This window comes from Nocardia sp. NPDC003726, from assembly GCF_053586955.1.
On sequence record NZ_JBSFNF010000001.1, the window covers coordinates 155,879 to 177,308 of the forward strand.

The following is a 21,430-nucleotide window of genomic DNA, read 5'->3' on the forward strand; positions in this document are numbered from 1 at the left end:
TGTCCTTAGGTGGTGAACAGCGGGTCGGCGGGCAGGCGGCGCGAATCGCCCGCCACGGGTGTCGCGTAGTTGTAGTCGAACAGGCTCGACGGCTCCGGATGGGGACTCGCGTCGGCGAATTCGACCGCCGCGGCGACCGCGGCCGTCACGTCCGCTTCGAGTTCGGCCACGGACCGATCGTCCAGCACACCGGCGGCGAGCAGTGCGTCGCGCCAGCGCACGATGGGATCGTTGCTCCTGGCGATCGCGACGGCGTCTTCGGTGCGGTATTTCGCCGGGTCGACCACGGAGTGGCCTTTGAGGCGGTGACTGACCGCTTCCAGCAGCGCGGGCTTCTTCTCGCGCCGGGCCGTTTCGATCAGCTCACCGGCCACATCGCGGACGGCGAGCACATCGGTGCCGTCGACACGCTCCCCGCGCATGCGATAGGCGGCGGCGCGCTTCCACAGATCCGGTTCGGCGCAGGAGCGTTCGACCGTGGTGCCCATCCCGGTCTGGTTGTTGATCACCAGGAACACCACCGGCAGATCCCACAGCGCCGCGATGTTCAGCGCCTCGTGGAACGCGCCGATGTTGGTCGTGCCCTCACCCATCTGGCACACCACCACGTCGTCCTCGCCGCGGTAGTCGATGGCCAGCGCCGCGCCGACGGCCAGCGGAACCTGGCCGCCGACAATGGCGTAACCGCCCAGCATGCGGGTCGCGGTGTCGTACATGTGCATGGAACCGCCCCAGCCCTTGGACGTTCCGGTGGCGCGGCCGTACAGCTCCGCCATGACCCGGCCGGGCTCGATGCCCTTGGCCAGCGCGTAACCGTGCTCGCGGTAGTTGGTGAACAGATAGTCGGTCGGGCGCATGGCCGCGCCGAGCCCGACCACGGTGGCTTCCTCACCCAGGTTGAGATGGCAGTAGCCGCCGATCTTCGCCTGCTGGTAGCTCTGCGCGGTGCGCTCCTCGAATCGGCGTATGAACAGCATGTCGCGGAACAGCCCGCGCAGGCTGTCCGAATCCTCCGCGGCGATGCGCGCGTCCACCGGAGCGGCGTCGTTCCGCGTCCGCGCGGGTACGGCGTGGTCGCCGGCGACCGGGGCGGAGGCGCGTGCGGCCGTCTTGCGGCTCGGTTTACGGGAGGCGGTGCTGGTGGTCACGGCAGGCTCCTCAACGCTTCCGGGGCGGGATGTGCACGGGCAGGCCGAGTCCGGCCATGGCCGCCTCCATGCCGATCTCGCCGAGGGTGGGGTGGGCGTGGATGGTGTCGGCGAGTTCGTCGAGGGTCGCCTCCAGGGAGATGGCCAACGCGCCTTCGGTGATCAGGTCGCTGGCCGACGGGCCGATGATGTGCACCCCGAGCACTTCGCGATGACGCTGTCCGGCGACGACCTTCACGAAGCCCTCGGTTTCGCCGAAGGTCTTGGCCCGGCCCAGCGCCGCGAACGGGAACCGCGCGGTGACGACCTCGTGGCCCGCGGCGCGTGCCTTCGCCTCGGTGAGCCCGACGCTGGCGATCTCCGGGTGGGTGAAGGTGGCGGCCGGGATCGCGGAGTAGTCCAGGTGCGCCGAGTGACCGGCGATCACGTCCGCGGCGGTGAGTCCCTGATGGGAGGCGACGTGCGCGAGCAGGGCGCGCCCGGTGACATCACCGATGGCGTAGACGTGTTCTACGCCGGTGCGCAGCTGCTGGTCGACGGGGATGAAGCCGCGGGGGTCGGTGTCGATGCCCACGCGGTCCAAGCCCAGGTCGGCGGTGTTGGGACGGCGCCCGACGCCGACCAGCACCACGTCCGCGTCGAGGTCACCGGCGTGTTCGCCAGCGACGGTGACCCGCAGCGCGTCGGTCCGCGCGATGGCCTCGACGGTGCAGCCGGTGAGCACGGTGATGCCGCGCTTGGTGAACGACCGTTGCAGGGCGGCGCCGACGTCGGCGTCCTCCAGCGGCACCAGGGTGTCCTGTAGTTCGACGATGGTCACCCGGCTGCCGAAACTCGCGAACAGGCTGGCCCATTCCGCGCCGACCGCGCTGCCGCCGATGACGACCAGGCGTTCGGGCACCTCGGTCAGCCCGAACGCGCCGTCGGAGGTGATGACGCCCGGCAGGTCCGCGCCCGGAATCGCCAGCCGCGCCGGCACCGATCCGGTCGCGATGATCACATCGCTCGCGGTGATGGTCCGGGTGGCGGTGGCTGTGGGAGCGGCGGCGTAGCGGGGGCCGCCGGGGAAGATCGGCGACTGTCCCGCCTCGAAGACCTCGACGCTGGTCGGTCCGGTGAAACGGGCGTGTCCCTCGATCACCGTCACACCGTTCGCGGCGAGCAGGCTCGCCACACCGTCGGTGAGTTGCTTGACGATGCCGTCCTTGCGCTCACGCACCGCGCCGAAGTCATAGCGCACGTTGTCGGCGTAGACGCCGAAATCGGCTGCGGCCGCGACAATCTGGAAGATCTCGGCGGACCGCAGCATCGCCTTGGTCGGAATGCAGCCCCAATTGAGGCACACGCCGCCGGGGCGCTCCTTCTCCACCAAGCCGACGCGCAAGCCGCGCTGGGCCGCGCGGATGGCGGCGACGTACCCGCCGGGGCCGCCGCCGACCACCAGTAGATCGAAATCCGGCACTCGTGGTGCTCCTCGTCCTCGATGATTCGATCCGCCTCCGGTTGTGGGGCGGATCATCGCTATCGAGTGTTGCCGTGGCGGAGTGCACAAACAATCACCACGAAGCCCAGTAGTGCACTCGCCTAATTGGGCGCAGCGCCCAACCTGCTCAGGCTCTCTCCGGTATCCGGACGAGGTCGAGGGCGGTCAGGGCCAGCGACAGTTCCACATAGCTGCGCTGGCCTTCGAGCGGACGCCCGAGCAGGGTCGAGACCCGGTGCAGGCGATTGATGACGGTATTGCGGTGGCAGTGCAACCGGCTCGCGGCGTGGGCCGCCGAGCAGTCGTGCGCCAACCATGCCGCGAGCGTGTCCAGCAACGTCACGCGCTCGGCGGCGGGCAGGGCGAGCACCGGACCGAGGGTGTGCGCGACGAGCATGTCGGTCAAATCGGTCGAACGCATCAGCAGCGCGTGTCGGAAGCGCTCGTGCAGCGGCACGAGCCCCGTCGCGTCGTCGGGCAAGGTCTGCAGGGTGAGCAGCGCCCAGCCGTGCGCGACGCCGATCCGCGCCAAGCCGCCGACCGCGGGTGAGGCGCCCGCTCGGCCGCGCACGTGCGGTTCGATCCGGCGCAACACCGCGGCGACGTCGTGGCGCTCGACCGCTATCAACCCCACCGTCGAGTCGACGCGATCGTGCCACACCGATCGAATGCCGACCGCGGCCAAAGCGGCTTCCGTGCCGGTGTGCATCGCCTCGCCCGCGTCGCAGGCGACGACGACGAGATAGTCACTACCGGCAGGAAGGTTCAGCTCCCGGGCGGCGCGCGCGGCGAAGGTGGTGTCGTTCGCCCGGCCCGCGAGCAGGTCCTCGATCAGGGCGTGCCGACGGCGCTCGTCGCTGCGCAACTGCTCCAGTTCGGTATTGCGGTATGAGGTCACCAGCGCCGTGGACAGCCCATCGATCACGGCCCACAACGCGGTGCCCGCCGCGCGGATCTCGCCGGGAGCGAGGTCGTCCGCCTGGTCGAGCAGGGCTTCCCACACGATCCGTCCGCCGAGCCGGAAGGTGCGCAGCATGGCCTCCAGCGGCACACCCTGTTCGGCGCGGCGGCGGCCGATCGACGCGGCGACGTCGTCGTCGAGCGCGGTCGTCGGAGCGCCCAGCAGGTCGAGGATCCGGGTCACGTATCGGCGGCAGCCATCGACCAGATCCGCGCGGGCGACCCGCGAGTAGTCGGTCCATTCGGGGTTGTCGGTGAAGATCTCCGCGATCAGCCGATCGGTCAGGGCCGGGATCTCCGCGCGGCAGGCGGCCACCAGCGCCCGCGTGCAGGCGTCCGGAGTCGCCTTCTTCGATGTCGGCATGTCGCTCGGGGTCCTTCTGGTCGGCCGTTGCGCCACGACTTCGCGAGCGGTGGCGTACCACGACGGTATAGCCAGCGGAATGCCGCACCGGCGGCGACGCTCGGTCGGCCATCTACACGGCGGACGCCGTCGCACCGCGAAGCCGTACATTGACCACGCCGTCCGGTCATGACGGCGACCCCGTGCCGAGGCGAGGGTCGGGCGCCGGAGTAGTCGACATCGCGGACTGGATCGATTATCTATACCGCGTATGCGGCAATAAACTGTCACTCGTGTCGAATCTACGGATCAGTGAAGCCGCCGCGTTGCTGGGCGTCAGCGACGACACGGTGCGTCGATGGATCGACCAACGCCGTCTGACCGCGATTCAGCTGGACAACGGCCGCAAGGGCGTCAGCGGCCGTGAGCTCGCCGAGTTCCTGCGGGCCAACGCCGAGGCGCCGGAGCCCGGTGTGACGGTCGCGGCGTCGGCCCGCAACCGGATGCGCGGAATCGTGACCCGGGTGGTGAAGGACACCGTGATGGCGCAGGTGGAGATGCAGGCCGGACCGTTCCGGCTGGTGTCGCTGCTGAGCCGGGAATCGGTGGACGAGCTCGGTTTGGAGGTCGGCAGCGTCGCTGTCGCGTCGGTGAAGTCCACGCACGTCGTCGTGGAAATACCGGAAAGTTGACGAGGTCGAGGATGATTCGCAATCTGGGTGTCGCCACCACGGCCGTGCTGGCTGTCGTGAGCGCGACCGGCTGTGGTTCGGACGACGCGACCGAACACACCGGCGCGGGGCACGTCTCGGGCAGGGTGACCGTGTTCGCCGCCGCGTCGCTGACCGAGACATTCACCGAACTCGGCAAACAGTTCGAGGCCGCGCACCCGGGCGTCGAGGTGATCTACAGCTTCGGCGCGAGTTCCGCGCTCGCCGAGCAGATCAATCAGGGCGCACCGGCCGACGTGTTCGCCTCCGCCGCGCCGAAGAACATGCAGCAGGTCCAGGACAAGGGTGAGGTCACCGCCGCGCCGGTCACCTTCGCGCGTAACCGGCTCGAGATCGCGGTGCCGAAGGGCAATCCGGGCCACATCACCGGCCTGGCCGATTTCGGCAGGACCGAGCCGAAGCTCGCACTGTGCGCGGAGCAGGTGCCCTGCGGCGCGGCAGCGCAGACGGTGTTGGAGACCGCGGGCATCACACCGCGACCCGATACCCGCGAGCAGGACGTGAAAGCGGTGCTGACCAAGGTCACGCTCGGTGAAGTCGACGCGGCGCTGGTCTACCGCACCGACGTCGAGGCCGCGGGCGGCAAGGTCGATGGCATCGACTTCCCCGAGTCCGGCAAGGCGGTCAACGACTACCCGATCGCGCCGCTGGCGCACGCGCCGAACGCGGCGGCCGCCGCGGCGTTCGTCGACTTCGTGACATCGGAGCAGGCCAGGCCGGTCTTCGCCGCGGCGGGATTCGACACCCCGTGATGGCGCCTTCGCGGCGGCGTGCGGTGCTGGGGCGGCGGCCGGTCGCGCTGATGCTGCCCGCGGCCTGCGGCCTGGCATTCCTGGTCGTACCGCTCATCGGGCTGCTGGCGCGCGCGCCGTGGTCGGCCATGCCGGCTCGGTTGTTCAGCGTCGAAGTCGGCCAGGCGCTGCGGCTCTCGCTGTGGTGTGCGAGCGCGGCCACGGTGATCTGCGTGGTCTTGGGCATCCCGCTGGCCTGGGTGCTCGCGCGCGCCGAACTGCCAGGGCGCGGGCTGATCCGGGCCTTGGTCACGGTGCCGCTGGTGTTGCCGCCCGTGGTGGGCGGTGTCGCACTGCTGCTGGTGCTGGGACGGCGCGGCCTGCTCGGGCGGTATCTCTACGAATGGTTCGGCGTCTCCCTGCCGTTCACCACCGCCGGGGTGATCGTGGCCGAAGCCTTCGTGGCCATGCCTTTCCTGGTGATCTCCGTCGAAGGAGCCCTGCGGGCGGCCGATCCGCGTTTCGAGGAGGCGGCCGCCACGCTCGGCGCCACTCGCTGGTACGCCTTTCGCCGGGTCACGCTGCCGTCGGTGCTGCCGGGAGTGGTCGCGGGCGCGGTGCTGTGCTGGGCCCGCGCGCTCGGTGAGTTCGGCGCCACCATCACCTTCGCCGGCAACTTCCCCGGCCGCACCACCACCATGCCGCTGGCGGTCTATCTCGCGCTGGAGACCGATCCGGACGCGGCGATCGTGCTCAGCCTCGTGCTGCTGGCCGTCTCGGTCGCCGTCCTCGTGGCGTTGCGCGAACGATGGATCAAGGGGACGGTATGAGCTTGGCGGCCGACCTGCGGATCGTTCGCGGGCAATTCGCGCTCGAGCTACCCCTTGTCGCCGCGCCGGGCGAAGTGATCGCTCTGCTCGGGCCGAACGGGGCGGGCAAGACCACCGCTCTGCGAGCATTGGCGGGGCTGATCGCGCTCACCGGCGGGCACATCCGGCTGGACGGAACCACGTGGGATGCGCCGCCGGCGGCGTTCGTGCCCGCCGAACGCCGCCGGGTGGGCGTCGTGTTCCAGGACTATCTGCTGTTCGGGCACCTGTCGGCGCTGGAGAACGTGGCCTTCGGGCTGCGCGCCCGCGGCTGCGGGCGCACCGCCGCGCGGGCGCGGGCCGGCGAATGGCTCGAACGGGTCGGACTGGCCGATTACGCGCATCGCAAACCCCGGGCGCTGTCGGGCGGGCAGGCGCAACGGGTGGCCCTGGCCCGCGCGCTGGCCACCGAACCACAGCTGCTGCTGCTCGACGAGCCGCTCGCGGCGCTGGACGCGGGCACCAAGCTCCAAGTGCGCTCGGACCTCGCCCACCACCTGCGCGACTACCCCGGCCACACCGTCCTGGTCACCCACGACCCCCTCGACGCGATGGTCCTCGCCGACCGGCTGGTCATCCTCGAGGACGGCGCGATCGTCCAGCAAGGATCGCCCGCGCAGGTCGCCGCACGCCCGCGCTCCGACTACGTGGCCACTCTGATGGGCCTCAATCTCTACCGTGGCACCGCGCGCGGCACGACTGTCGACCTGGACGGCGGCGGCGTCATCACCATCGCCGAACCCGCGCACGGACGGGTGCATGTGGCCTTCAGCCCGAACGCGGTGGGCCTGCATCCCGAACAACCCGTCGGCAGCCCCCGCAACAGCTGGCCGGTCACGATCACCGGCATCGAGCAACACGCGCACGTCACCCGGATCCGTCTGGACGGGGTCCCACCCGTGCTCGCCGACATCACCCCGGCCACCGTCGCCGAGTTGCGCCTGCGTCCGGGTCAGCGGCTGTGGGCCGCGGTGAAGGCGACGGAAACCCGTTCGTACCCGGCGTGACGCACCGGCTGCGGCGATGCGGTAGCTGAATACCGCCCGGTCTGCTTCAATCGAGGGATGTGCAGGTGGATGGCTTATTCGGGTGAGCCGATCTGGGCCGAGGACCTCTTGTTCCGGCCGGTGCATTCGTTGATCGACCAGAGCTTGCACTCTCAGCTCGGTGCGACGACCACGAACGGTGACGGCTTCGGGATCGGCTGGTATGGCGCGGGCCCGCGTCCGGCGGTGTTCAAGAGCGTCGAACCGGCCTGGAACGACCGTAACCTGCGGGAGATCGCGGCGGAGGTGCAGACGTCGCTGTTCTTCGCGCACGTGCGGGCGTCGACCGGCAGCGAGGTGCAGCGCAGCAACTGTCATCCGTTCCGGCACGGGCACTGGTTGTGGATGCACAACGGAGCGCTGCGCGGGTTCCGGCAGTGCAAGCGCGATTTGGCGACGGCGGTCGATCCCTTGTTGTTCGCCGACATCGAGGGCTCCACGGATTCGGAGTTGTTCTTCTTCCTGGCCCTGACCTTCGGGCTCGTCGACGATCCGTTCGGCGCGGTCGCCCGTGCGGTCGGCTTCATCGAGGACGTCGGCCGCGCACACGAGGTCGAGGCTCCGGTGCAGATGACCGTCGCGACCACCGACGGCGAGTCCATGTGGTTCTTCCGGTATTCCACCGAACGGCGGTCGCGATCGCTGTTCTATTCCAACGATGTGGCGAAAGTGCGTGCCTTGCACCCGGAAGTGCAAGCGCTCCGCACGCTGGGGGCGGACGCCCGATTCGTGGTCTCCGAGCCGCTGCGCGATCTGCCCGGAGCGTGGAACGAAGTCGAGGAATCGTCGGCTGGTGTGGTGCGTCTCGGCCACGATGAAACGCGCCCCTTCGCACCGATCGCCCCCTGAGCGGTTCGCTCCTCGCCCCGATCGCCCCGTCAGCCCTTCGCGGCCGCTGCCTGCGCACCCGCGTGAGCTCACGGGCCCGCGCGACCGCCGCGCGCAGCGTCTCGGGGCAGGGCTTCTTCGCGAGACGGCACCTGGCGCACGGTGGCGCCGGCCGAACGAGTGCCGGAGTTGCGGAGGTCGTCGAGGAGGGCGCCTCGCTCACCTCGGCTGGATGCTGGCTGCGCGCGACCGATAGGCCGGCGGCCATTCGGCTCTCCTACGGGCGGAACACCCTTTCCACTGGCGGGAGGACGGTGGAGCCGGGCGCTCGGAGTTTCCGGGAAAGATGACGTGTCGTCGGTGCCAGCCTGACAGCTCGCCGTGAAAGGAGCCGAATTCGATGAGCATCAACCGTACACTTCGCCTCGGTATCGGAGCGATCGCCGTCGCCTTGGTCGCCACCGCCTGCGGTGGTGGCAGTGAAGCCGCGACCACAGCCGATCATGTGCGGGACGGCAAGCTGACCATCGGCATCAAATTCGATCAGCCGGGCCTCGGGTTTCGCGAAGCGGACGGCTCCTACCAAGGGTATGACGTCGAGATCGCCAAGTATGTGGCGAGCAAGCTCGGTGTACGGCCCGACGGCATCACCTTCAAGGAAGCGCCGACCGCTCAGCGGGAGAAGATGATCATGGACGGCGAGGTGGACTTCGTCGTCGCCACCTACTCGATCACCGACGAGCGCAAGCAGAAAGTGGATTTCGCCGGACCGTACTTCGTGGCCGGGCAGGCGCTGCTGGTGAAGAACGAGACCACCGATATCACCGGTGTCGAGTCGCTGAACGGCAACAAGAAGCTCTGCTCGGTCAAGGGCTCCACGCCGGCGCAATACGTCAAGGACCATCACGCCAAAGACGTTCAGCTGGTGGAACTCGACAACTACTCGCAGTGCATCGAAGCGTTGCGGCGCGGTTCGGTCGACGTGGTGACCACCGACGACATCATCCTGGCCGGTTTCGCGGGGCAGGCGTCCGGCGAACTGAAGCTGGTCGGCAACACGTTCACCACCGAGAAGTACGGCATCGGCCTGAAGAAGGGCGATCAGGAGACCCGCACCAAGCTCAATGACGCGATCGAGCAGATGATCGCCGACGGTTCCTGGCAGAAGGCGTTCGAGCAAACGATCGGACCGCTGCGCGACTCGACGTTGACGCCGCCTGCTGTCGAACGGTACTGATCCGGGCCAGCACTAGACGGGCTATCCAGCTATCAGTTTCCCCGGCCGTAACCCGGGTACAACAACCTCGTTGAATACGTGGATGTTAAGGGATACGGCATGGGTAAGCAATCTTTCCGCAAAGGTGACGAAGTCGAATGGAACAGCCACGGCAGTACCGCTGAGGGCACGGTCGAAGAAGTGATCACGTCCGATACCGAGGCGGCCGGACGGACCGTACGGGCCTCCGAAGAGCAGCCGCAGTATCGAGTCCGCAGCGCGAAAAGCGGTCGTGATGCGGTGCACAAGCCCGGCGCGCTGCGTCCGAACGACGATTGACATGGAATTCGGAGCCGCACCATGACGACGACGGACGACGAAGATACGCGCACGCAATTCGACCAGATCGTCAACATGACGCCGGCGGAGCTGCGCCGGTGGCTCGACACCGACGAATCGAAGTCGGTGGGGCAGAAACCGGAAGGCGGTGGCGAGTCGACCGGGCACGCCAGCGGTCGGCGCATCGTGGACATCCTCGAGAAAAAGGAACCGTCCGGCGACGATTACGCGCACATGCGCAAAGTGATCGGATATGCGCATCGCCATCTCGAGCAGCGACCTTCGGGGGACATCGAGAACAGTAGATGGCGTTATTCGCTGATGAACTGGGGCCATGATCCGATGAAAAGCTGACGCGGCAAAATCCTCGCCGCGTCCGCCGCTTCGCCGGGGGAGAGTTCGCAGCCGCCTGCGCCGACAGGCGGCTGCTCCCCCTACCCCGTTCAGACGACCGGCCCTGGTGCGCCGACCTCGTGCAGCCTGCCTTCGGACAGGCGCAGCCAGCGCCGCACCCCGACCTCGGCGAGGAAGCGTTCGTCGTGGCTGACCACCACGAAGGCGCCGCGGTAGGCGTTCAGCGCGCTCTCGAGCTGGCCGACGCTGATCAAGTCGAGGTTGTTGGTCGGTTCGTCGAGCAGCAACAGTTGCGGCGCCGGTTCGGCGAACAGGACGCACGCCAGGGTGGCGCGCAATCGTTCGCCACCGGAGAGCACCCCGACCGGCAGATCGACTCGTGAGCCGCGAAACAGGAACCGCGCCAGGAGATTCCTGCGCCGCGACTCGGGCATGTTCTTCGCGAACACGGCCAGGTTCTCCGCGACGGTGCGGTCGGGGTCGAGCAGGTCCAGCCGCTGCGACAGATATGCGACGCGGCCCTCGGCGCGGGTGATCTGCCCGCGCTGCGCGGCCAGATCACCGTGGATGACGCGCAGCAGAGTCGATTTCCCCACGCCGTTCGGCCCGGTCACCGCGATCCTTTCGGGGCCGCGGATGATCAGATCGACGCCGGTGAGAATGGGCTGCTTCTCGTACTCGAAGTCGATGCGCTCGCCGACGAAAACCATACGCCCAGAGGGGACTTCGGTGTCGGGCAATTCCACCACTATTCGCTGCTCCTCGCGCAGCGCGCGTTCGGCCTGGTCGAGCCGATTCTTCGCCGCTCCCACGCGCGCCAGGTGCGTCTCGTTCGCTTTCCCGGCCGACTCCTGGGCGTTGCGTTTCATGGTTCCCGCGAAGATCTTCGGCAATCCGGCGTTGCCCAGGTTGCGCGTGGCGTTGCTCGCGCGACGCGCGGCCCGCTCCCGCGCCTGCTGCAACTCCCTCTTCTCGCGCTCGAGCTCCTGCTCGGCGTTGCGGATGTTCTTCTCGGCGACCTCGCGCTCGGCGCGCACAGCGGCTTCGTACTCGGTGAAATTGCCACTGTGGAATCGGATCTCGCCGCGATCGAGTTCGGCGATGCGGTCCATGCGGTCGAGCAGCGCGCGATCATGGCTGACCAGCAGCAGGCAGCCGTTCCAGTCAGCGAGCAGATCGTAGAGCCGGTGGCGGGCCTCCGAGTCGAGGTTGTTGGTCGGTTCGTCGAGTAACAGCACCTCCGGCCGTCGCAACAGTTGCGCTGCGAGCCCCAGTGAGACGACCTGCCCACCGCTGAGCGTGTGCAGACGTCGGTCGGGGGACAGGTGGCCGAGGCCGAGGCGTGCCAACTGGGCGCGGGTGCGCTCCTCGATGTCCCAGTCGGAACCGATGGTGGCGAAATGTTCCTCGCTGGTATCGCCGGACTCCACGGCGTCGAGCGCGGCGAGGATCGGCGCGATCCCCAGGACTTCGGCAACGGTCAGATCGCCGGTCAACGGGAGATGCTGGGGGAGGTAGCCGAGGGCTCCCCGGACCGAAACGCCCCCACCCCTGGGCCGAAGATCACCGGCGATGAGACGGAGCAAGGTGCTCTTCCCGGCGCCGTTCGGGGCCACCAGCCCGGTCCGTCCGCCGGGCACGCCGAAGGACAGTCCATCGAAGACCGGAGTGTCATCCGGCCAGGAGAACGACAGGTCGGAACAAATGATGTACGCAGCGGACATGGCTACCTCGAAGTCGGGTGGATGCGCGGGATCGATACCGCGCGAGGAAGGATGGTGAAAAACGACGACATGGCCACGACGGCGGCGCTGCGAGCGCGCTACCGGTGGCCGTCAGACTCGGGACCTATCCCGAGATGTCGAGTTCACCTGCCATGTTCGACTTCCTCGTTCCGATCGCTGTCCGTCGACCATAGCAGCCGTGTGGCCGACCGGGCGGTCAGGCTTCGAGGTAGGCGACGATTCCGCCGATCAGCGCGTCGAGCGCGTCGTCGAGATTGCCGTAGGTGCCAAGGGTGCGTTCGGAGGTGATGCCGCGCATGGCCGCAGGGATGAGCGCGGCCACCTGCCGCACCTTGACCGGGTCGAGTTCGAGGTCGGCGAAAGCTTTCTCGCACGCGGTGTCCCAGTGCGGTTTCCAGGACGCCAGTTCGGCGGCGGTCAGCGGGTAGTCGCGTTCGAGTTCGGCGTGCTCGCGGGGGAGCGCAGCGCGCAGCGTTTCGATGGCAAGCGATTCGGGCTTGCGCAGCCCTACGGCCATCGCCATGATCATGGCGGTCACCCGTTCGCGCAGCGTCCCGTCCGGTTTGATCCCGGCGGGCAGGTCGCCGCGTTTGTCGGCGGTGTGGCGCAGGACCGCGGCCCACAGACCGTCGATGTCGCCGAACTGGTACTTGACCACGCTCCAGGTCGCGCCGATGTCGCGAGCGATCCGGTTACCGGACACCGCGGCGGGGTCGCCCGTGGCCAGCGATGCGATCGCCGCCTCGAGCATGCTTTCCCGGGAACGAACCCCGCGTTTGTTGGCGCGTCGCCCGCTTACCGCCGCTTCCGTCACGAGAACCGAGTCTATCGGGCCCTGATCAGGGCCTTCCAGTTTCGTAGAACCCTCTTGAATTCTTTCGCAGAGGGTTCTACGCTCAAGGCGCCGCGGGAAGGCTCAGGAGCCGAGCCCTCGGGAGCTTGGAGGATCGAGATGGCAAAACCACCGCTATCGATGCAGCCGACGGGTTGGTTCCAAGTGGCCTGGTGCGGCGAGATCGAGGTCGGCGCGGTGCACAAGATGAAGTACTTCGGGCGCGAGATGGTCGCCTGGCGTTCGTCATCCGGCCGGGTGGCGGTCTTCGACGCCTATTGCGAGCACCTCGGCGCTCACCTCGGCTACGGCGGTCATGTGGTGGGCGAGCATCTGGTGTGCCCGTTCCACGGCTGGGAGTGGAACGGGGAAGGGCGCAACGTCTGCATCCCGTACGAGAGCCATCCGAACAAGGGCCGCCGGATTCGCAGCTATCCGGTGGTGGAGCGGAACGAAGCGGTGTGGATATGGCACGACATCGATGGACGGGACCCCTATTTCGAAATCCCGGACGTGTTCGAGGCCTTCGGTGACGGCAAGACCGCCGCCGACTACTACCCGCCGGTGCCCGCGGCCACGCTCTACCGGCCCGGTCTGGAACTGCATCCCCAGTACGTCATGGAGAACGGCGTCGATTTCGCGCATTTCAAGTTCGTGCACAAGACACCGTTCATCCCGGAATTCACCCGTCACGACTTCTCCGGCCCCGTGTCGTATGTCGACTTCACCATCGCTTTCGACGAGAACGTGGCTGCAGACCAGGTCAACAGCGGGGTCGAATCGATCAACGCGGGACTGGGCTGCTCGATCACCAAGAGCTGGGGCATGGTCGACAACCGCACGATGCCCGCGGTGACGCCCGTGGACGAATACACCTCCGACGTCCGCTTCACCGTGTGGATCGGACGAAAATCCGGGGACGACGGCCCCGAGATCACCCGGTACGGAAAAACGATGGCAGGCTTCGTCATCCAGCAGTTCGAGGCCGACGTCGATATCTGGGCGCACCAGCGCTATTCGGATCCGCCCGCGTTGTCGCGCAAGGAATTCGCCGGGTTCAAGGCGTTGCGTGAGTGGGCGGCGCAGTTCTATCCCGAAAGGCCCATGTCATGAGCACCTCCGACAAGATCCGGGTATTCCAGGTCGCGACCGGCAACCTCGGTACCGAGATGATCGGCCGGATCCGCAACCACCCCGATCTCGAACTCGTGGGACTGCACTGCTATTCGCCGGACAAGATCGGCCGCGACGCGGGCGAGATCGTCGGCATCGGACCGATCGGGGTGATCGCCACGGGCTCGGTCGAGCAGATCATCGCCGCGAAACCGGACGTGCTCACCTTTCACGGGGTATTCCCGGACGAGGACCTCTACGAGAAGGTTCTCGAGGCGGGAATCGACGTCGTGACCACCGCGGACTGGATCACCGGATTCCACCGCGACACCAACCATCCCCATCCTTCCGGCCGTGAGGTCAGCGCGGTCATCCAAGCCGCCTGCGAGCGCGGTGGCTCGACCTTCTACGGCACCGGCATGAATCCCGGCCTGTGCCAGATACTCGGCATCGTGCACAGCGCCGACGTCGCCGACATCGAGAACATCACCGTCACGGAATCGGTCGATGTCTCCTGCCATCATTCCGTCGACACGTGGAAAGCCGTCGGCTACGGCCGCCAGGTCGATGACCCGACCGTCCCGGACTCGCTCTACAAGTACACCGCGGTGTTCGCCGACTCGGTCTATCTCATGGCCGACGCCTTCGACCTCGAACTCGACGAGGTGCGCTTCGGTTACGAACTCGGCGCGTGCACGAAAGATGTCGACCTGGGTTGGTACTTCCTGCCCGAGGGTTCGCTCGGCGCCAGCTACATCAAGTACCAAGGATTGGTCGACGGCGTACCGCGCGTGGAAAGCCACCTCGAATGGCAGATGACGCCGCACACCGATCCGGCTTGGAAAATCAAGGGCTGCTACATCACTCAGATCACCGGTGATCCGAACATCTACAGCAAACACATGATCATTCCGCGCGCGGGCACCGATCTGTCCGACCCCGAGAGCTTCGCCTCGATCGGCATGACCGTCACCGGCCTGCCCGCCCTCAATGCGATCAAATCCGTCGTCGCCGCCCGACCCGGCATCATCACCAGCGCGGATCTGCCCCTGCGCGGGTTCGCCGGACGTTTCAAGCGCTGAACGGCCCGCCTCTGACGGGGCCGGGGAACGGCGCTAATCCCGCCATACAGGTGGACGCTTCGCCAGGAAGGCCGCCATCCCTTCGCGGGCGGCGGGAAGTTGAGCGGCGGCGGCCATGACTTCGAGAGCGAGGGGGTAGGCATCCGCTTCGGGACGGTCGAGTTGGCGGTAGAGAGTGCGTTTGCCCAGCGCTTTGCTGGCCCGGCTGCCCCTGGTCGCGCGGGCCAGCAACTCGTCGACGGCGGTGTCCAGTTCGGCGTCCGGCACCGCTCGGTTGATCAGGCCCCACTGTTCGGCGGTGCGGGCATCGATCGGGTCGCCGGTGAGGGCGAGTTCCATCAGCCGTTTGCGGCCGACGGCGCGGGCCACCGGCACCGCGGGCGTGTGGCAGAACCAGCCGCCTTTGCCGCCGGGGAGCGCGAAACCGGCCGATTCGGCGGCGACGGCCAGATCGCACGAGGCCACCAATTGGCAGCCCGCGGCCGTGGCCAGGCCTTGCACCCGGGCGATCACCACCTGCGGCACCGACTGGATGGCCGACATGAGTTCGGTGCACAGCACGAGCAGTTCCCGGACGCCGAGCAGGTCGCGAGCGGCGACGTCGGCGAAGTCGTGCCCCGCGGAGAACACCGGGCCGTTCGCTCCGAGCACTATCCCCGTGGCGTCGGTCTCGCCTGCGGCCCGGAACGCGGCGAGCAACTCGCCCAGATGTTCGCCCGACAGCGCGTTGCGCTGCCGCGGCCGGTTCATGGTGATGCGCACCGTGTCGCCGTCGCGCGCGACCAGCACATGCCGATACTCCAAGGCGGTCATATCTCCACCGTAGGTCTCCACGGGCGACGACACGACACTTCGAAGCGCCGAGCGCCCTACTCCGGTGACGGCTCAGCGCATGCTCCGGTGTCGCGATATCCACGCTCGTCAGCGTTGGTAACACCGCAGAATGATCGGATGATTGTGGGGAACGACGGCTCACGTTCAGCTCGACGCCACCTGGTGGCCGGGCTCGGACGGTACGCATCGCTGGTGAGAACACACCGCAGTACCCGAAGCGCACTCGTCATGGCCGCCGTGTGCGCGACCGCCGCGCTGCCGGCTTGCTCGCCGTCGAGCCCGGCGGATTTCACCGCCGCCAAGGATCAACCCTTGGTGATCTCGCTGGATGATCTACTGGCCGCGACCGGGGGCAGCGCCGCGGTGGCGGTCGCCGATCCACGGCACGGCACGATCAGCCGCCGCGCCGATGGCGCGGTGGTGTACACACCGGCGGCCGGATACACCGGGTCCGACAGCATCACGGTGACCACCACCGACGCCGTGAAGCTGTTCACCACCGACATCCCGCCGCTCGGTGACTTCGGCGGAGTGAGCGTGCAAGGCAGCGGCTACGGATCGGCGTTCACGCCGGTGCCGGGATCGGCCGACGAGTTCTACGGTCTCACCGACCGTGGTCCGAACGTAGACGGCAAGGGCAAGAACGAGAAAATCACGCCCATACCGGCTTTCACGCCCGCCATCGCCAAATTCAAGATGGTCGGCAGCACGGCGGTGCTGGACAGAACCATTCCCCTGAAGAGTTCGACAGGCCAGCCGTTCAACGGCTTGATCGACACCTCCGCGAGCACGGGGGAGACCATGCGTGGCCTCGACGGCGCCGTCCTTCCTCCCACCGATCACGGCATCGACAGCGAGGGCCTGGCCGCGCTGGCCGACGGCACCTTCTGGGTGTCCGACGAGTACGGGCCGTTCCTCGTGCACTTCGACGCCGACGGCACCGAGCTCGAGCGGCTGGCGCCGGGGCGCGGTCTGCCCGAGGAACTTTCGCTGCGCACCCCGAACCAGGGCATGGAGGGTCTCACCATCACACCGGACGGCAGGACACTGGTCGGCATCGTGCAGAGCGCGCTGAGCGAGCCGGGTGTCGCCTCGGCGCGTGAGGTGCCCATGACCCGGATCGTCACCGTGGATCTGAAGACCAGGGACGTCAAGGAATTCGTGTATCCGCTGGAGGAGCCGAAACAGAAGCTGGCGGTCTCCGAGATCACGGCGCTGACCGACACCACCTTCCTGGTCGACGAGCGCGACGGCGACAAACCGCCCAAGGCGAACAAGAAGCTGTGGACGATCGACATCGCCGGTGCCACCGATGTCGGACCGCAGGCGAAGGTACAAGGCGCGCAATATGATCCGCAGCTGGGCCTGCTGGTCGATGGCAAGCCGCTGGAACTCCTCGTCGGCGCGGTGCCGACCGCCGACGGCGTGGCCACACTGCGGAAGGCGGGCATCACCCCCGTCGCCAAGACGTCCGCCCTGGATCTCGGCGGCCTGCTGGACGGCCTGAACGCCGCGGGCGAGTTCTTCGGCCACGACAAGATCGAGGGCGTCGCCACCCGTGACGGCGGCAAGACCCTCTACATCGCCGCCGACAGCGACTTCGGCATCGAGGCCGCCACCGGCGACCGGCCGCCGTTCGGGCTCCAAGCCAAGCTCCTGGCCGACGGCGCGCAGGACTCGGGCGAGGTGCTGATGGTCGACACCACCGAGCTGCCCGCCGAGACGCGGACGAGGACCGTCACGATCAGCGTGCAGTAGGGTCCCCGCGGTGCACTCACGGCCGCAGCAGCTGGCGCACTCGCGCGGCTTCCCTGGTGAGGTGGTCGCGCTCGGGCACACTGGTGGCGACGCGAGACGCCTCGGCATACAGCTCGGCGGCGCGCTCCAGATCGCCCGCGCGTTCGTGCAGGTACGCCGTCACCGCGGCGTACCTGGGCAAGTCGGGGCGCACTCCGGCCAACGCCGCCAGGCCTGCCCGCGGGCCGTCGGCCTCGCCGACCGCTACCGCGCGGTTGAGCCGCACGACCGGGCTGCCGGTGCGGCGCAGCAGCTCGTCGTACCACTCGACGATCTGTACCCAGTCCGTCTCGGCGGCGCAGCGCGCGTCCGCGTGCAGGGCGGCGATCGCGGCCTGCGCCTGGTATTCACCCAGCCGGTCGCGGGCCAGTGCGGCCTGCAGGATCTCCACGCCCTCGGCGATCAGGCGCGTGTCCCACAGACCGCGGTCCTGCTCGGCGAGCGGCACCAGGCGACCGCCGGGGCCGGTGCGTGACGCGCGCCGCGCATGGTGCAGCAGCATCAGCGCCAGCAGGCCGGCGACCTCGGGTTCGTCGGTAAGAGCGACGAGCTGGCGGGCCAGGCGGATCGCCTCGGCCGCCAGGTCCACATCCCCGCCGTACCCCTCGTTGATGACGAGGTAGAGCACGCGCAGCACCGTGCCGAGATCACCCGGCTGGTCCAGCGGCAGCCCTGCGATCCGCCGCTTGGCCCGGCTGATCCGCTGCGCCATCGTGGCCTCGGGGACCAGGTAGGCCTCGGCGATCTGGCGGGTGGTCAGCCCACCGACCGCACGCAGCGTCAACGCGACGGCCGCCGCCCGCGGCAGCGCCGGGTGCGCGCACAGGAAGAACAGCCGCAGCGTGTCGTCCGTGGCCTGCGCCGGACCGGCGGGCGGCTCGGCGTCCGCGGCGAGTTCCCGCCCCCGCCGCGCCGCCTCTGCGCGGGCGGCGTCGAGGAACTTCCGCCACGACACCGCGACCAGCCACGCCCGCGGATCGCGCGGCGGATCGTCCTGCCAGGTCTCCAACGCCCGGACCAGAGCCTCCTGCACGGCGTCCTCGGCCGACGCGAAGTCCGCGCCACGCCGGACGAGGACACCGATCACCGCGGGCACGAGCTCTCGCAGCAGCGCCTCGTTCACTCGGTCGCCAAGGGCGTCGCCGTGAGAAACGGCCGCACCTCCAGCCACTCGTGGATCGGCTTGCCGCCCGCGCCGGGGGCAGCGGACAGCTCTCCGGCCAGCTCGACCGCACGCTCCCAGGACTCGACGTCGATGATCATCCACCCGGCGATGAGGTCCTTGGTCTCGGCGAACGGGCCGTCGGTCACCGGCGGCCGCCCCTCGCCGTCGTGACGCACCCACGCACCCTCCGGCGTCAGTGCCTGCTCGCCGACGAACTCTCCCGTCTCCACCAAGCGGGCGACGAAGTCGCGCATGTACTGCACGTGCGCGTCGAACTCCTCCGGCGTCCACTTGTCCATCGGCACGTCGTTGACCGAAGCCGGGGCGCCGCGGTAGTGCTTCAGCAGCAGGTACTTCATGGTCGTCCTCCTTGTTCGTCGCGCGGCCCTCATGGCTGCTCGCATCCCTGGGACGGAGCCGGCGCCGCGTTCTCGACAACCGTTTGTCGTGACGACCATCACATCATCATGGCTCGCGCTGCCCGACGGCCGTGCGCCGTCGGGCACAACGTGCCGGTTGCGTCTCTCGCCCGGATCAAGCCGGCTGCACGGCAGCGGCGGGCATGCGAGTCTTGCGGGCCAGATCCTGGCGCGCTTCGTCGTACTGCGCTTTCAAACGGGCCACCAGATCCGCGACGGTGAGTTCTTCTGTGATCGCGCCGATGCCCTGCCCGGCACCCCAGATGTCCCGCCATACTTTGGCGCTCACATTGCCGCCGGAGCCGAAGTTCATGACCGACGGATCGGAGTGGGGGAGGTTGTCCGGGTCCAGACCGGCGGCGACGATGCTGCCGCGCAGATAGTTGCCATGGACCCCGGTGAACAAGTTGCTGTACACGATGTCCTTGGCGCTGGAGTCGACGATCATCTGCTTGTACTCCGCCGCCGCGACCGCCTCGGCGGTCGACAGGAATGCCGAACCGACGTAGGCGAAGTCGGCGCCCGCGGCTTGGGCGGCGAGGATGGAACGGCCGTGGGCGATCGCGCCGGACAACAGCACCGGCCCGTCGAACCACGCACGGATTTCCTGAACGAGCGCGAACGGCGACTGGGTCCCGGCGTGGCCGCCGGCGCCCGCGGCCACGGCGATGATGCCGTCGGCGCCCTTCTCGACTGCCTTGCGAGCGAATTCGTTGCTGATCACGTCGTGCAGGACGATCCCGCCGTAGGAGTGGACGGCGTCGTTGATCTCCGGGCGTGCGCCCAGCGAGGTGATCACGATGGGCACGCGGTGCCGCACGATCACGTCCATGTCGTGTTCGAGGCGGTCATTGGTCCGGTGGACGATCTGATTGACGGCGAACGGCGCGACGGTCGCGTCGGGGTTGGCTGCCGCATACGAGGCGTTCTCCTCGGTGATGCGGGCCAGCCAGTCCTCCAGCAGTGCCGCCGGACGGGCGTTGAGCGCCGGGAAGGATCCGATGACCCCCGCCCGGCACTGAGCGATCACCAGCTCCGGTGCGGAGGAGATGAACATCGGTGAGGCCACGACGGGCAGCGTCAGGCGACCGGAGAGAGCGGCGGGTAGGGCCATGATGGGGTCCTTCGAGAGTTCGGAAGGGTTGTCTCGCGGCGATTCGGGCCGAATGGCGCTGCGCTACGACGAAGCTATCGACGCCACCGCCTTACTGCAATAAGTTGCATAAACATGTGTCGCCCATCACTGTGAAGGTCATCGGGTCCAGGGGCCGTGCTACGCGGCGCTGTCTTCCAGACCGCGCTGTGCCCTTCGCTCGCAGGTACGTGGAATCAGGCGGCGCTCTCTACCATGGGGCGGTGGCACTACAGTTCGCAATCCTGACCGCGTTGACCGAACGGGCCTCGACCGGCATCGAGCTCGCTCGGCGCTTCGACCGCGCGTTCGGTTACTTCTGGTCGGCCACCCACCAGCAGATCTATCGCGAATTGGATCGCCTCAGCGGCGGCGGCTTGGTCGCCGAGGTTTCGCCGCAGTCGCCAGGGCGTGGTCAGCCGAGGCGCTTCTCGATCACACCGGCGGGCACTGCCGCGCTGCACCGTTGGGTGAGTGAGGTCGACGAGCCGCCACAGCAGCGCGAGACATTGCTGATCAGGTTGCGCGCCGCGGCCGCCACCGGGGACTTCGAAGGTGTCCGCGCGGTGGTCACACACCATCTCGACGTGCACGAAAGGACGTTGGCGACCTACCGGGAGATCGAAGAACGTGATTTCTCGGCCGTCGGCGACGACGCCGATGCGATGCGGCATCTGGTTCTGAAGGCCGGCCTGGGCACCGAACGCGCCTGGGCGGACTGGTGTCGCGAGGTCATCGAGGCCCTCGACGCCATGCATACGCCCAGCGAATCGCGGTCGACCTGAGCCCGGCGACCCTCACGGTGCCGAGTCGACCGGCGGCCGAGTTCCCTGCCGGCCAGGCCCCGGCGCCGCAACTCACGACGGCTGGAGTGGATCGTGTCCCAGTGACATCAGGTGTCGGCGCCAGTCGTCTTCGCCCGCGCGCGGCTCGCGCTCCGCGTCCTCGCCCCGCACCGCGGTGATCTCGTCGACGGCTCGGCGCATCACCGCGATGTCGTCGGCATTCAGGTCGGTACGGCGTTTACCGAGAACCGCCAAGATGTCCCGGCCGATCGCCGGTCCCGCGCGATCGGGTTCCGTTTCGCTGCCGATGCCTGCTCCTTCGGTGCGCAGCCAATCGCGCAACTGCCGGGACGACATATTGACCAGGCGGTGGAATTCCTCCCACAGCTCGTCGTCGACGTCGGTTTCGGCCACGGCTCTCACCTCCTTGTCGATGGTGCGACTACCCGGGCCGGACCCGGCGAAACCGCCGTGCGCA

At 68.2% G+C, this 21,430-nt stretch carries 22 protein-coding genes; 12 read left to right on the forward strand and 10 right to left on the reverse strand.

What is annotated here, in order from left to right; translation table 11 throughout:
* Window positions 1-5 precede the first annotated feature (5 nt).
* The 3 genes from pdhA to ACWDMM_RS00800 form a co-directional block, all read right to left on the reverse strand.
* Window positions 6-1,148 carry a pyruvate dehydrogenase (acetyl-transferring) E1 component subunit alpha gene (gene pdhA / locus ACWDMM_RS00790; RefSeq protein WP_357105058.1) on the reverse strand — a complete coding sequence of 381 codons (1,143 nt, stop codon included), beginning with the start codon at window positions 1,146-1,148 and terminating at the stop codon, window positions 6-8.
* A 10-nt stretch (window positions 1,149-1,158) separates the two neighbouring features.
* Complete coding sequence (gene lpdA, locus ACWDMM_RS00795; RefSeq protein ID WP_357105061.1) at window positions 1,159-2,610, reverse strand: dihydrolipoyl dehydrogenase; 1,452 nt, start codon at window positions 2,608-2,610, stop codon at window positions 1,159-1,161.
* A gap of 148 nt (window positions 2,611-2,758) precedes the next feature.
* Window positions 2,759-3,955 (reverse strand): PucR family transcriptional regulator, encoded by a 1,197-nt coding sequence (locus tag ACWDMM_RS00800; protein WP_357105064.1) that lies wholly within the window; start codon window positions 3,953-3,955, stop codon window positions 2,759-2,761.
* Window positions 3,956-4,227: 272 nt separating this feature from the next.
* Here ACWDMM_RS00800 and ACWDMM_RS00805 point away from each other — a divergent pair, with 272 nt between their 5' ends.
* From ACWDMM_RS00805 to ACWDMM_RS00840, 8 genes are all read left to right on the forward strand, one after another.
* Window positions 4,228-4,626, forward strand: a complete 399-nt coding sequence (locus ACWDMM_RS00805; protein ID WP_195081237.1) for a TOBE domain-containing protein — start codon at window positions 4,228-4,230, stop codon at window positions 4,624-4,626.
* An 11-nt stretch (window positions 4,627-4,637) separates the two neighbouring features.
* Window positions 4,638-5,417, forward strand: coding sequence for a molybdate ABC transporter substrate-binding protein (gene modA, locus ACWDMM_RS00810; protein WP_357105069.1), 780 nt, complete (start codon window positions 4,638-4,640; stop codon window positions 5,415-5,417).
* On the forward strand, window positions 5,417-6,226 hold the full coding sequence (gene modB / locus ACWDMM_RS00815) for a molybdate ABC transporter permease subunit (protein WP_449935305.1): 810 nt from the start codon (window positions 5,417-5,419) through the stop codon (window positions 6,224-6,226). Before modA ends, modB begins: the two co-directional genes overlap by 1 nt.
* Window positions 6,223-7,272, forward strand: a complete 1,050-nt coding sequence (locus tag ACWDMM_RS00820; protein WP_449935307.1) for an ABC transporter ATP-binding protein — start codon at window positions 6,223-6,225, stop codon at window positions 7,270-7,272. Before modB ends, ACWDMM_RS00820 begins: the two co-directional genes overlap by 4 nt.
* A 69-nt stretch (window positions 7,273-7,341) precedes the next feature.
* Window positions 7,342-8,160 (forward strand): class II glutamine amidotransferase, encoded by an 819-nt coding sequence (locus ACWDMM_RS00825; protein ID WP_195081241.1) that lies wholly within the window; start codon window positions 7,342-7,344, stop codon window positions 8,158-8,160.
* 379 nt (window positions 8,161-8,539) lie between these two features.
* On the forward strand, window positions 8,540-9,376 hold the full coding sequence (locus tag ACWDMM_RS00830; protein ID WP_195081242.1) for a glutamate ABC transporter substrate-binding protein: 837 nt from the start codon (window positions 8,540-8,542) through the stop codon (window positions 9,374-9,376).
* 99 nt (window positions 9,377-9,475) lie between these two features.
* Window positions 9,476-9,694 (forward strand): hypervirulence associated TUDOR domain-containing protein, encoded by a 219-nt coding sequence (locus tag ACWDMM_RS00835; protein ID WP_195081424.1) that lies wholly within the window; start codon window positions 9,476-9,478, stop codon window positions 9,692-9,694.
* 21 nt (window positions 9,695-9,715) lie between these two features.
* Window positions 9,716-10,048: a DUF3140 domain-containing protein gene (locus tag ACWDMM_RS00840; protein ID WP_195044781.1), complete on the forward strand. Its 333-nt coding sequence runs from the start codon at window positions 9,716-9,718 to the stop codon at window positions 10,046-10,048.
* Window positions 10,049-10,137: 89 nt separating this feature from the next.
* Here ACWDMM_RS00840 and abc-f read toward each other — a convergent pair whose 3' ends face one another.
* Both abc-f and ACWDMM_RS00850 read right to left on the reverse strand, forming a co-directional pair.
* Window positions 10,138-11,772, reverse strand: a complete 1,635-nt coding sequence (gene abc-f / locus ACWDMM_RS00845) for a ribosomal protection-like ABC-F family protein (protein WP_449935308.1) — start codon at window positions 11,770-11,772, stop codon at window positions 10,138-10,140.
* 217 nt (window positions 11,773-11,989) lie between these two features.
* Window positions 11,990-12,607, reverse strand: a complete 618-nt coding sequence (locus ACWDMM_RS00850; RefSeq protein WP_195081244.1) for a TetR/AcrR family transcriptional regulator — start codon at window positions 12,605-12,607, stop codon at window positions 11,990-11,992.
* 138 nt (window positions 12,608-12,745) lie between these two features.
* Between ACWDMM_RS00850 and ACWDMM_RS00855 the strand changes: the two genes are divergently transcribed.
* Window positions 12,746-13,738: a Rieske 2Fe-2S domain-containing protein gene (locus ACWDMM_RS00855; RefSeq protein WP_449935310.1), complete on the forward strand. Its 993-nt coding sequence runs from the start codon at window positions 12,746-12,748 to the stop codon at window positions 13,736-13,738.
* Complete coding sequence (locus ACWDMM_RS00860) at window positions 13,735-14,820, forward strand: NAD(P)H-dependent amine dehydrogenase family protein (RefSeq protein WP_449935311.1); 1,086 nt, start codon at window positions 13,735-13,737, stop codon at window positions 14,818-14,820. The genes ACWDMM_RS00855 and ACWDMM_RS00860 overlap by 4 nt, the downstream gene beginning before the upstream one ends.
* A gap of 33 nt (window positions 14,821-14,853) precedes the next feature.
* On the opposite strand, the gene ACWDMM_RS00865 is transcribed toward ACWDMM_RS00860, so the two are convergent.
* A complete protein-coding gene (locus ACWDMM_RS00865; RefSeq protein WP_195081247.1) occupies window positions 14,854-15,633 on the reverse strand; it encodes an enoyl-CoA hydratase-related protein in 780 nt (259 codons plus the stop codon).
* 213 nt (window positions 15,634-15,846) lie between these two features.
* Between ACWDMM_RS00865 and ACWDMM_RS00870 the strand changes: the two genes are divergently transcribed.
* Window positions 15,847-17,412 carry an esterase-like activity of phytase family protein gene (locus tag ACWDMM_RS00870; RefSeq protein ID WP_357105086.1) on the forward strand — a complete coding sequence of 522 codons (1,566 nt, stop codon included), beginning with the start codon at window positions 15,847-15,849 and terminating at the stop codon, window positions 17,410-17,412.
* A gap of 16 nt (window positions 17,413-17,428) precedes the next feature.
* Here the strand turns inward: ACWDMM_RS00870 and ACWDMM_RS00875 are convergent, their stop codons facing one another.
* From ACWDMM_RS00875 to ACWDMM_RS00885, 3 genes are all read right to left on the reverse strand, one after another.
* Window positions 17,429-18,574 carry an RNA polymerase sigma factor gene (locus tag ACWDMM_RS00875; RefSeq protein ID WP_449935312.1) on the reverse strand — a complete coding sequence of 382 codons (1,146 nt, stop codon included), beginning with the start codon at window positions 18,572-18,574 and terminating at the stop codon, window positions 17,429-17,431.
* Window positions 18,571-18,975: a YciI family protein gene (locus ACWDMM_RS00880; RefSeq protein ID WP_195081249.1), complete on the reverse strand. Its 405-nt coding sequence runs from the start codon at window positions 18,973-18,975 to the stop codon at window positions 18,571-18,573. The genes ACWDMM_RS00875 and ACWDMM_RS00880 overlap by 4 nt, the downstream gene beginning before the upstream one ends.
* Before the next feature lie 175 nt (window positions 18,976-19,150).
* A complete protein-coding gene (locus ACWDMM_RS00885; RefSeq protein WP_357206077.1) occupies window positions 19,151-20,149 on the reverse strand; it encodes an NAD(P)H-dependent flavin oxidoreductase in 999 nt (332 codons plus the stop codon).
* Between the two features lie 242 nt (window positions 20,150-20,391).
* On the opposite strand from ACWDMM_RS00885, the gene ACWDMM_RS00890 reads away from it, so the two are divergent.
* Complete coding sequence (locus ACWDMM_RS00890; protein WP_195081251.1) at window positions 20,392-20,952, forward strand: PadR family transcriptional regulator; 561 nt, start codon at window positions 20,392-20,394, stop codon at window positions 20,950-20,952.
* Window positions 20,953-21,024: 72 nt separating this feature from the next.
* Here ACWDMM_RS00890 and ACWDMM_RS00895 read toward each other — a convergent pair whose 3' ends face one another.
* A complete protein-coding gene (locus ACWDMM_RS00895) occupies window positions 21,025-21,366 on the reverse strand; it encodes a DUF3140 domain-containing protein (RefSeq protein ID WP_195081252.1) in 342 nt (113 codons plus the stop codon).
* Window positions 21,367-21,430 lie beyond the last annotated feature (64 nt).

Coding starts and splice junctions, on each gene's coding strand:
- ACWDMM_RS00800 (WP_357105064.1), bottom strand. CDS start 3,955: ATGCCGACATCGAAGAAGGCGACTCCGGACGCCTGCACGCGGGCGCTG.
- modA (WP_357105069.1), top strand. CDS start 4,638: ATGATTCGCAATCTGGGTGTCGCCACCACGGCCGTGCTGGCTGTCGTG.
- modB (WP_449935305.1), top strand. CDS start 5,417: ATGGCGCCTTCGCGGCGGCGTGCGGTGCTGGGGCGGCGGCCGGTCGCG.
- ACWDMM_RS00820 (WP_449935307.1), top strand. CDS start 6,223: ATGAGCTTGGCGGCCGACCTGCGGATCGTTCGCGGGCAATTCGCGCTC.
- ACWDMM_RS00825 (WP_195081241.1), top strand. CDS start 7,342: ATGGCTTATTCGGGTGAGCCGATCTGGGCCGAGGACCTCTTGTTCCGG.
- ACWDMM_RS00830 (WP_195081242.1), top strand. CDS start 8,540: ATGAGCATCAACCGTACACTTCGCCTCGGTATCGGAGCGATCGCCGTC.
- ACWDMM_RS00835 (WP_195081424.1), top strand. CDS start 9,476: ATGGGTAAGCAATCTTTCCGCAAAGGTGACGAAGTCGAATGGAACAGC.
- ACWDMM_RS00840 (WP_195044781.1), top strand. CDS start 9,716: ATGACGACGACGGACGACGAAGATACGCGCACGCAATTCGACCAGATC.
- abc-f (WP_449935308.1), bottom strand. CDS start 11,772: ATGTCCGCTGCGTACATCATTTGTTCCGACCTGTCGTTCTCCTGGCCG.
- ACWDMM_RS00855 (WP_449935310.1), top strand. CDS start 12,746: ATGGCAAAACCACCGCTATCGATGCAGCCGACGGGTTGGTTCCAAGTG.
- ACWDMM_RS00860 (WP_449935311.1), top strand. CDS start 13,735: ATGAGCACCTCCGACAAGATCCGGGTATTCCAGGTCGCGACCGGCAAC.
- ACWDMM_RS00865 (WP_195081247.1), bottom strand. CDS start 15,633: ATGACCGCCTTGGAGTATCGGCATGTGCTGGTCGCGCGCGACGGCGAC.
- ACWDMM_RS00880 (WP_195081249.1), bottom strand. CDS start 18,975: ATGAAGTACCTGCTGCTGAAGCACTACCGCGGCGCCCCGGCTTCGGTC.
- ACWDMM_RS00885 (WP_357206077.1), bottom strand. CDS start 20,149: ATGGCCCTACCCGCCGCTCTCTCCGGTCGCCTGACGCTGCCCGTCGTG.